We start from the raw sequence: 10,100 nt of genomic DNA on the forward strand, positions 1-10,100 counted from the left end.
GTTGAAGACACGCTCGGGCACGCGGGCACAGGACGTGTCCTGCGTGCTGGAAAACGGAACAATAACGGAGAACCGATGGCGAAACGGTGAACACGCGGCAGGCGTCCACCTTCTTTAATGTCCGTGAAAAGTTTAGAGACCGAGGTCGGACAGACCCGGATGATCGTCGGGACGGCGGCCGAGCGGCCAATGATAAAGACGGTCAGCCTCGCGGATCGGCAGATCGTTGATGCTGGCATGACGGCGCGCCATCAGTCCATGCTCGTCGAACTCCCAATTTTCGTTGCCATATGAACGGAACCAGTTGTTCGAGTCGTCGTGCCATTCGTAAGCAAAGCGCACGGCGATGCGGTTATCCGTGAATGCCCAGAGTTCCTTGATGAGGCGATAGTCGAGCTCCCTGGCCCATTTGCGGCGCAGCAGTCCGACGATCTCGGCGCGTCCATGCGTGAATTCGGCACGGTTGCGCCACACACTATCCGGCGTATAGGCGAGCGACACGCGCTCCGGGTCACGGGTGTTCCAGCCGTCTTCCGCGGCGCGCACTTTCTGGATCGCGGTTTCGCGTGTGAACGGGGGCAGCGGCGGGCGGGTTTCGATCGGGTCAGCCATGGTGGTTCCTCAGTCAGGTGGTGGTGCGCCGGGATGGCGGTCGTTTGCTCGGGGATGTGCTTGCGGTTTTGCGGGCGAGTTGGTGGGCGGATCTGGGTGCGGGTTTGGATGCGAGCTTATTTGATTTGCTTGCGGATTCGGTGTCGAGCAAGGCTTCGGCGGCGGCCTGCGCGTCGAGCGCGGCGTCGGCCTCGCCGCTCACCAACGCCACGGCGATGGCGCCATCGAGCAGAATTAGCCATTGGCGCGATAAGCGCGCGGCGCAGCGGGCGTTCGTGCTCGATTCGGCCGCATATTCATCGCACCGGGTTCGCACGAACGCAAGCAGGCGTTCCTTGTGTTCACGCGCGACGATCCGGATCGGATCCTCCGCGGAGGCGATTTCACCCGCCGCGTTCAGAAACGCGCAACCATGAAAATCCTCCGACGCAAACCATTCGCGCAGCACGTTGAACATGCCGAGCAGGTGGCTGCGCGCAGTCTTGCCATGCTGCAGCGTGCCCGCGATAAACCAGTTCATCCACCGTTCGTCGCGCCGCTCCAGCGCGGCGGCGACCAGCGCGTCTTTCGATTCGAAATGCGTGTAGAAACTTTTACGCGCGGTACCGGATTGCTTGACGATTGCGTCGACACCGGTTGCATGGATGCCGCCGGCGTAGATCAACGCTTCCGCGGCATCGAGCAGCCTTTCACGCGCGCTGCCTGACGCAGCCAATTCAGGTGGGTTTCGAGTAGCCATGTGCGAAGGGTAGAACGATCATTCTCCTTCGTCAAGTCTTTGTGCGCTTCGGCGGATTGGTACGCTTACTGCTATCGTGGTGAAGATTCATCAACTGGAACGAATCTCATGAGTCGCTCTACTTTCCGTGCAACGCTGGTACGTGCACTGCTCAGCGCAACGCTGTTGACGGCAATGGCCTGTACGCCTCTGCAAGTAGTCACACACACAGTCAGCCAGAACGAAGCGCGCGTGCCAGTTGGGCGCTACGACCTCGATCCGGACCATTGCAGCATCACCTTCGACATCGATCACTTCAAGTATTCGCGCTTTACCATGCGCTTCGACCGCAAGCACGGGCAACTCGACTGGAACGAAGGCGGTCTGGACAAGAGCAGCGCGACGATCACGATCGACGCCGCAAGCATCGACACGAATGTGGCGCTACTCGACAAGATGGTGAAAAGCGCGAGCATGCTGGACGTGTCGCGCTATCCGGAGGTGCGCTTCACCAGCACGCGCTTTGAGCGCACCGGCGAGTCGCGTGGCACGTTGACGGGCGACCTGACGATTCACGGCGTCACGCAACCTGTCACGCTCGACGTGACTTTCAACGGTTTCGCACCCGATCCGCTCACGAAAAAAGACACGCTCGGCTTTTCCGCGGACGGTCATTTCAGCCGCGCGAAGTTCGGTTTGGCGACGTGGTACCCGGCTGTCGGCGACGATATTCATGTGCGCATTCAAGCCGAGTTCGTTAAAACGCCCGCAGGCGCGTGAGCACGATGCGGGCGCTTTGCTTGAGGCGCTTTGCTTGAGGCGTTTTGTTTTCAGCGGCTTCACTTGAGTGCGCCGCTTTTTCACTCATTCAACTCAAGCAGCAGTCCAGTCGAGAATCACCTTGCCGCTCTCGCCGGAGAGCATCGTGGCAAACGCTTCCTGATAATCGTCGACCTTGAAATGATGCGTGAGGATCGGTGACAAATCCAAACCGCTCTGCAGCATCGCGACCATCTTGTACCAGGTCTCGAACATCTCGCGGCCGTAAATGCCCTTGATTTCAAGACCTTTAAAGATGACCTGGGTCCAGTCGATCGCGGTCTGCGCGGGCGGAATGCCGAGCAGCGCAATCTTGCCCCCGTGGTTCATCGCTTCCAGCATGCTGGTGAAGGCGCTTGGCACACCGGACATTTCCAGTCCGACATCGAAGCCTTCGGCCATATGCAAATCGGACATCACGTCGCGCAATGATTCGCGCGAGACGTTCACGGCACGCGTGGCGCCCATCTTGCGCGCGAGTTCGAGGCGATAATCATTGACGTCGGTAATCACCACATTGCGTGCGCCGACGTGTTTCGCAATCGCCACCGCCATGATGCCGATCGGGCCGGCGCCCGTGATCAGCACATCTTCGCCGACCAGGTTGAATGACAGTGCGGTATGCGTGGCGTTGCCGAACGGATCGAAGATCGCGGCGAGATCGTCGGAGATTTCAGGCGGAATCTTGAACGCGTTGAACGCGGGAATCACGAGATATTCAGCGAACGCGCCTTCACGATTCACGCCAACGCCCACTGTATTGCGGCACAGATGCCGGCGTCCCGCACGACAGTTGCGACAGAAGCCGCAGGTAATGTGCCCTTCGCCCGACACGCGATCGCCGATCGCAAAGCCGCGCACCTCCTGGCCCATTTCGACAATTTCGCCCACGTATTCGTGGCCGACGTGCATCGGCACCGGGATCGTTTTTTGGGCCCAGTCGTCCCATTTCCAGATGTGGATATCGGTACCACAAATCGCCGTGCGCGTAATGCGGATCATCACGTCGTTGTGCCCGACTTCAGGCTTCTTCACATCCGTCAGCGTGAGGCCGGGTGCGCGTTCGAGTTTTGCCAATGCTTTCATGTGCGCCTCCGTTCTAGATCACACCGAGTTGACGGCCGACTCGCGCGAATGCATCGACGGCTCGGTCGATTTGTTCCGGCGTGTGCGCGGCGCTCATTTGCGTGCGGATTCGCGCGCGGCCTTTGGGCACCACCGGGAACGAGAAGCCGATTACGTACACGCCTTCCTTCAGCAACGCGTCGGCCATGTTCGATGCGAGTTGCGCGTCGCCGAGCATGACCGGAATAATCGGGTGTTCGCCAGGCACGAGCGTGAAGCCGAGCGCGCTCATCGCGCTACGGAAATGCGCGCCGTTTTCACGCACGCGCGCGCGCAGTTGCGCGCCTTCGTCGCTAGCGAGCAGGTCGAGTACTTTCAGCGAGGCGGCAGCGATGCTCGGCGTTAGCGTGTTCGAGAACAGATAAGGACGCGAGCGCTGGCGCAGCAAATCGACCACTTCCTGGCGCGCGGCGACGTAGCCGCCCGATGCGCCGCCGAGCGCTTTGCCAAGCGTGCCTGTAATGATGTCGACGCGCGACAGCACACCGCAATGTTCCGGCGTGCCGCGTCCGTGTTCACCGACAAAGCCGACCGCGTGCGAATCGTCGACCATCACGAGTGCGCCGTAGCGGTCGGCAAGATCGCAAATGCCTGCGAGGTTGGCAATGATGCCGTCCATCGAAAACACGCCGTCGGTTGCGATCAACTTGAACCGCGCGCCTGCGGCGTCGGCTTCTTTCAGTTTCGCTTCCAGATCGGCGAGGTCGTTGTTCTTGTAGCGAAAGCGCTTCGCCTTCGAAAGCCGCACCCCGTCGATGATGCTCGCGTGGTTCAGTTCGTCGCTGATGATGGCGTCGTTTTCGTCGAGCAAAGTTTCGAACAGACCGCCGTTCGCATCGAAACAGCTGGAGTAAAGGATGCAGTCGTCCGTTTGCAGGAATGCGGCGAGCGCTTTTTCGAGGTCTTTGTGCACGGTTTGCGTGCCGCAGATGAAGCGCACCGATGCCATGCCGAAACCATCGTGATCCAGGCCTTGCTTCGCGGCCTCGATCAGCCGTTCGTCGTTAGCGAGACCGAGATAGTTGTTCGCACAGAAATTTAGCACTTCCGTGCCGTTCGCGAGACGCACGTCAGCGGACTGCGGGCTGGCAATCACGCGCTCGTTCTTGTAGAAACCGTCGGCGCGGATCTGCTCGAGAGTGCCGCGCAGATGGGCGAGGTAAAGGTCACGCATGAACCAGACTCCTGAAAGGGTGGTGCGCCCACGGACGACATGCCCGCCACTTGCGGCATGTTCGACCTCGAGACGGCCTGTTATAGTCGACTGTCAGTTTTATCGGATATTTTCGTTTTTCCGAACTAAAATCCGGTATGTCGAACAACTCTAAACGATAGGTCAGTAAATGGCAAGTTCGGGAATTCGTCGCGCAGCAGTCAATGCGGCACCCACTTCAGGTACGGGCGCGGTCCCTGCAACCGCTGCGCCGCCTCGTGTCGGCGAGCAGATTCAGCGTCTGCGCGCCGAACGGCGCATGACGCTCGACGACCTGTCGCGCGCGGCGGGTGTGTCGAAATCCATGCTCTCGGAGATCGAACGCGACAAGGCCAATCCGACGATCGCGGTCGCCTGGCGTTTGACGAACGCGCTCGGCGTCAGTCTCGATTCGCTGTTCGCGCCGCAAAAGGCGCCGGAGGCGATTGCCGTCGCCGGTCCGCACGATATTCCGACGTTGAGCGGGCACGAGGCGAAGTATCAGTTGCGCGTGTGGGGGCCGATCGAACTGGCCGGCAAATTCGAGTGGTATGAGCTGACGCTGCAGGCGGGCGGGGCACTGGTGTCGAACGCCCATGAACCCGGCACGCGGGAGCATCTGACCGTGTTGCAGGGATCGATCGAGATCGAGGCGGCGGGCGCAACCAGGCGGCTCAAGGCCGCGGACACCGCACGCTACGTCGCCGACGAGCCGCACGCAATCCGCAACGCCGGCAAGGGCGAAGCGAAAGCGCTGCTGGTGGTGATTCACGGCTGAGCGGCAGGCGCACCGTTACTGATGGTTGGCGGAATCGTGCTGAATTGACCGTTCGGCCGAGGTTGCACGAAACACTGTATATTTGTACAGTACAGGGTATCGACTGGAGCCGATGATGAACGACCTGACGACCGAACAAGCCGAGCATGCTCTGGCCGCGCTGCGCTATCAAACCGCGGCGCGCGATCTTGAACACATCGTGCGCAATATCGCCGCGCGCTACATCGTCCAGCAGGTGCCGCTTTCGTGGCGCCTGCTGCATGCCATCGAGGCCGAAGCATTGGCGGATCTCGGATTTGCCAGTCGGCACGACGCGATCATGCTCGGGCTGTTCCAGCGGCCGTCCGACCTGCCGTATCCGGAAACGGACGAGGCGGTGGACTTCGGCACCTCCACCGCGTTGCCGGCGGTGTTCGCGTTTGCCGTCTCGGCCTATGAAGAGGCAGCACGCCGCGCCGCACAACCTTCGTCCAAAGGCGCTGCGCTAAAGCATGCGCGGGCGTGGGGCGACTAACTTAGGCGCTGTACTTTCATCGGTTGCCATCTACAATATGCGCAACTAACGGAAGGATAGCGTATGTCACCTCCTCATCTGTCCGACCCGGTCCCGCGCCCCGCACCATCAACCGATCTCTTCGATCAGGAACGCGAAGACTGGCGTCGCGATCCGCAAATCGCGTTCGACGCATGGCTTGCCAAGCAGCACTTCAGGCGCTCGTCCGCTGAAGTCTATCAAGCGCAGTGGGGGCTTTTCCTCGACTGGCTTGCCGTTCGTCAAAAGAGTCTGGTCACGGTCGATACGCAAACCATCGCTGAATTCGTGAGTGGGCTTGCAATCCGAAAACCGCAACGCGTCAGATATTTGCGGCTCATTGAACGCGTGCTGGACCATGTGCGCGAAATTGAATCGGCGTCGACCAATCCCGCCCGCTTCATTGCTCAGGATGGCGAAGCAGCGTGGCGAAATGCACGCGATAACGAGCCGACCGGTTTTCTCAGCCATACCGAACGAGCCGCGCTCATTGCGCAACTGTTTTCTCCGTTGCCGGCCTTGTCCATGGCGCAACGCTGGAGAGAGCGGCGCGACCGTGCTTTGATCGCTGTGTTTCTGGGCGGTGGACTCAAGACGGGCGAAGCTGCGGCGCTTACGGTTAGTTGCGTGAATACGGGCTCACCGTGGGTCACGATCGAGTCCGCGAATCCCATGCTGACGCGGCGTACCCGGCTCGCGCCCTTCGCGGCTGCCATTCTCGACGCCTGGCTCGCCGAACGGCGCCTTTCCGAACTGGCCGGCAATCTGGTCTTTCCCGCTTCGCCGTCCGGGCGCCCCATGCACAAGGCCACCATGCTGCGCGCCGTCGACGCGTTGATCGACGCGGCGGGAATTGCCGCCTCGCGTACCTCGCGCGCCAGTCCGCAGACGTTGCGCAACACCTTTGCAGCAGATCTATTCGAAAGCGGGGTAGAGGCAGAGCTGGTCGGGCAATGGCTGGGATTTGTACAGGCAGTGTCCGCCAACCGTTTGTATCGGGCGTGGCAGAAGTGGATGGACCACCAGGATTCGCCGGTTATCGACGAACCCGATCCAGCTGCCCCGCCCTTGCCCACTCCCCGGCGGGACGGGCGTTTTACGAGGAAAGGGTGATCCGGCAAGCCCTGAAAACCCTCACCCTTGAGGTCCCGAATTTCCTCACCTTTGTCGTTTTCTCCAAGGTTGCGTTGCGTCGACGGTCATGCCGACGCAGCAATCGAAGCACTTGATAAAAACCGGCTAACCGCCGCCAGTCTTGATTCCCCGGGGCCTGAGGAGTGATCGCATTCTGGACACTGCAGTTCGAAGCGGTGATCCACTTGCGATAGCTCTGGTTCACCTTCCTCACATTTTGGGCAACGCAGCGGCAGCGTGACATGGCCATCCGCCGCGGTGCCGACCACGGTCAGCTCATCGGTTGTGAGCCTGCCCGCTTCGACCAACGAGCACAGCAGGCTTGCAATCGCGGGGTCGATGCCTTGTTGGCCACGCAGCGCGGCGACTTCTTTCGTCAAAACATCCACTTCGTCCGATTGCTCGCGCAGTTGCGCATCGAGCCGGTCACCGCGCGCCTTGGCTGCGGCGATCTGCTGAATAAACTCGAATTCCTTGCGGCTTGCGTCACGCACTCCCGACTGATAGGTGGCTGCCATGCTGCGCAACGAATCGAGTTCGACCAGCATCGGCTTCACACGCCGCTCGGCTTCAGCCACGGCGTCCTTGATCTGCTGCGCATAGTGTTCGGTGCTTTGGCGCAATTCAACATGAAGTGCATCGATTCGGTCGCGAAGCGCTGCGTTGGTCGCCTGTTCGGTGTCGAGACGTTGACGCAGCGTTTCGTTTTCGCTGTCGAGTCGGCGGGCCGTTGCCTGCAAGCTTTCCTGGTGAGCGGTCCCGTGTGTGGTGGTGCTGGATAGCTCCATCTCGAGCGCGCGAATGCGCTCCCACGCGGCTTCAGCTTTCAGTTCGCTGCGCTTGACCGCTTCTTCCGACATGCTGTTGCGAATTTCCGCTTCTCGCGCGCGCTGGTCGGCGGCGGCGACTTGAGCGCGAATTTCCTCGCGTTCGTCGTCCAAAGTCGAGCGTGCATGCACGATGGCTTCTTCAAAGAGTGCGCTCAACAACTCTCCGGCGCGATCTTCGAGTGCCTTGGGTATAGCGCCGGCACCGACTTTGACGCGCGACACAGTTCTGAGGCGTTCCCAGAAATGGTCGATGTCCTTCGGGATGTCGCTCGCGCTGCCTGTTTGGGTCAGGTCGCGAACAGCCGCCATGGACGGGCGGATGCCCAAATCAAAAAAAAGCCGCTTGCAGGCATGCAGTGACAATTCCTGCCGCCGTGCTCCGCCGGCTCTCAACGATTCAAGCTCGTCGCGGATGGCTTGCCGTTCCTGGTCCAAATTCATGTAAACCTCGATGTTGCTCGAATTGGATGAATCATAACAATTTACGTATTGTCCGCTACATATTTGCGTCGAGAACGTGCGCTTTGGTTAGTTGGGCTGTTTTAGGGCCACCAGTAAGACTTCGGATCCGAGCCTGTGCATTTTTTCCGTGAAACAAAACGAAGATTAGCCAATAAGCCTTTGTAAATAAAGCGATTTCGAATGATTTGTTCTGATCGCTCACTGTTTCACGAACGTGTCATGGGAGCGAAGTGGGTGGAAAGGTGCTGTCCGAAGGACACGCGGGGTAAAGCTAGAGAGTAATAAAAGTAAACACCTTTGAACCCATGTTAAAAACGTTAACGCCACGGCAAACCCTTGCCTGGCCGGTGTTTCAGCCCAGTAAGGTGAAGCTTTCCGGGAGAGGTGGTGAGATCTTGCGGGACTGTTGAGTGATGAGGTTCGGGGGCCTCGGTGAGTGGGTCCGGGACAGAACGTGAGCGGGTTCAGGAGCCGCCCCAAAAGTGTGATTTGGCTAAAGGTGAGATTTTGCGGGACCTGAACGTCCGGGATCGCACGGCAGCCCTCAAAAGTCGGTTCCACGCACGACTGCCCGGAAGGTGAGTGCTTTCGGGACCGAGGCGAACCCCAAATTTTGGCCTTATTTGGGCCTCGTAAACCCCATTGGTGAGTCAAGACAGGAGAAAACGCGGACCGAAGGTGAGACTTTTCGGGGACTGGATGTCATTTTTGCCTCAATTCTGGGCAAACAGGCGCTTAAGGTGAGGGTTTGCGGGAGCTGAGGTGGAATTTCGCCCGGCATTCCGTTCTTCCCATTACCGAGCTCCTGGGCCGCCTTGGAGGAAAGGTGAGCAAATTCGGGAGACCTTGGGGTGGAGCGATCGTCGGCTCTGCAAATTGCCTGTTTTCGGCTAAAGGTGAGGATTTTCGGGAGTCTTTTGGGACGCTTGTGATCACTAAGGTGAGGAAATACAGGACCAGAATCGCTTCGATAGGCCGGAAAAGCCCTACGGACGCTGTCAGAGCAATTCCCGTTTTGGGCTTGCTGAAATCTTGAGGTGAGGTTTTTCGGGACCAATCGAGTTGCGCCCGAAAATGCCTGGATTTCGTTGAAAACCGGTTGAAGGTGAGGATATACGGGAGGACTTCCCCACGGCGTAGCTCGAGGCTGTCCTGTAACCCAATGAAATTGTTGAATTATTTTTGTGCGCTGCGCAAAGGTGAGGTTTTTCGGGGGGCCGTTTTGAGGCCCTCGCAAACCGCTTCCGGGCTCATTGGTGAGGTTTTTCGGGAGTATTTATCGGTGCTTTTTCAGGCTTCCAGGTCTGGAGGCCGCGTCGTTCCAAGCGCTCAGCTAGCGTTAAGGTGAGCTTTTTCGGGGGAACGTTGCGCGTTCGGATCACTCTCGCGCGAATGAGGTGTCGGTCTGCAATCTGTCTGCCGCGTTTAGCCCCCTTTGCTTGAGACGGAACCGCGCAGCGGCTGCTGTGCGTCCCTGCGTGGCGAAGGCCCGTACGGCCGCAATTGATGGGTGCGCACTTTTCCTCCCCTCCCCGATCCGCTGAATGGGCCAAGGCGCGTTCACATCACCGGCGTTCACACCCACCGAGTAGCGCGAGTGCGTCCGGCTTGCAACATGCACACGGCCAAAATTAACGAGATTTTTTTGAGGTGAGAAGATTCGGGATCGCTTGGCTTGCGCTCACTGCGAGTCGGAAAACGTTCCGCATTTCGGGAGGCCGCGACCTGTAAGGATGCCCCGAACCTGGCGCGAAACTGTTGAGGTGAGGGTTTTCGGGAGCGGCTCGAGGTGAGTCACGCGTCGTAAACTCACTTCACCGGGAACGGTGAGACTCACGCTATAGACGCGTATCACCACAGCCGGTATGCTCTCGCCAAATCCCTCCTCGACCAGACGC

General features: G+C 59.5%; 10 protein-coding genes. 4 read left to right on the forward strand and 6 right to left on the reverse strand.

The features are described 5' to 3' along the window. Positions 1-132: 132 nt before the first annotated feature. Together P0D84_RS37620 and P0D84_RS37625 are read right to left on the reverse strand one after the other, a co-directional pair. Positions 133-612, reverse strand: a complete 480-nt coding sequence (locus tag P0D84_RS37620) for a nuclear transport factor 2 family protein (RefSeq protein WP_408345846.1) — start codon at positions 610-612, stop codon at positions 133-135. 13 nt (positions 613-625) lie between these two features. Then, on the reverse strand, positions 626-1,351 hold the full coding sequence (locus tag P0D84_RS37625; protein ID WP_408345849.1) for a TetR/AcrR family transcriptional regulator: 726 nt from the start codon (positions 1,349-1,351) through the stop codon (positions 626-628). 108 nt (positions 1,352-1,459) lie between these two features. Between P0D84_RS37625 and P0D84_RS37630 the strand changes: the two genes are divergently transcribed. After that, positions 1,460-2,110, forward strand: a complete 651-nt coding sequence (locus P0D84_RS37630) for a YceI family protein (protein WP_408345852.1) — start codon at positions 1,460-1,462, stop codon at positions 2,108-2,110. 93 nt (positions 2,111-2,203) lie between these two features. On the opposite strand, the gene tdh is transcribed toward P0D84_RS37630, so the two are convergent. Together tdh and P0D84_RS37640 are read right to left on the reverse strand one after the other, a co-directional pair. Next, the gene (gene tdh / locus P0D84_RS37635; RefSeq protein ID WP_408345855.1) at positions 2,204-3,235 is read right to left on the reverse strand and encodes an L-threonine 3-dehydrogenase; all 1,032 of its coding nucleotides are present in this window, start codon (positions 3,233-3,235) and stop codon (positions 2,204-2,206) included. Between the two features lie 13 nt (positions 3,236-3,248). Then, complete coding sequence (locus P0D84_RS37640; RefSeq protein ID WP_408345858.1) at positions 3,249-4,448, reverse strand: glycine C-acetyltransferase; 1,200 nt, start codon at positions 4,446-4,448, stop codon at positions 3,249-3,251. Between the two features lie 169 nt (positions 4,449-4,617). On the opposite strand from P0D84_RS37640, the gene P0D84_RS37645 reads away from it, so the two are divergent. From P0D84_RS37645 to P0D84_RS37655, 3 genes are all read left to right on the forward strand, one after another. Beyond that, positions 4,618-5,244: a helix-turn-helix domain-containing protein gene (locus P0D84_RS37645; protein WP_408345861.1), complete on the forward strand. Its 627-nt coding sequence runs from the start codon at positions 4,618-4,620 to the stop codon at positions 5,242-5,244. Positions 5,245-5,359: 115 nt separating this feature from the next. Then, complete coding sequence (locus P0D84_RS37650; RefSeq protein WP_408345864.1) at positions 5,360-5,758, forward strand: DUF2471 family protein; 399 nt, start codon at positions 5,360-5,362, stop codon at positions 5,756-5,758. 63 nt (positions 5,759-5,821) lie between these two features. After that, positions 5,822-6,889: a tyrosine-type recombinase/integrase gene (locus P0D84_RS37655; protein WP_408345867.1), complete on the forward strand. Its 1,068-nt coding sequence runs from the start codon at positions 5,822-5,824 to the stop codon at positions 6,887-6,889. An 86-nt stretch (positions 6,890-6,975) separates the two neighbouring features. On the opposite strand, the gene P0D84_RS37660 is transcribed toward P0D84_RS37655, so the two are convergent. Both P0D84_RS37660 and P0D84_RS37665 read right to left on the reverse strand, forming a co-directional pair. Next, complete coding sequence (locus tag P0D84_RS37660) at positions 6,976-8,181, reverse strand: DNA-binding protein (protein ID WP_408345870.1); 1,206 nt, start codon at positions 8,179-8,181, stop codon at positions 6,976-6,978. A 1,702-nt stretch (positions 8,182-9,883) separates the two neighbouring features. Beyond that, a partial coding sequence (locus tag P0D84_RS37665; RefSeq protein ID WP_408345873.1) for a hypothetical protein occupies positions 9,884-10,100 on the reverse strand: 217 nt, incomplete at its 5' end.

The organism is Paraburkholderia sp. RL17-337-BIB-A (assembly GCF_046025895.1).
Classification (GTDB): Bacteria; Pseudomonadota; Gammaproteobacteria; order Burkholderiales; family Burkholderiaceae; genus Paraburkholderia; species Paraburkholderia fungorum_C.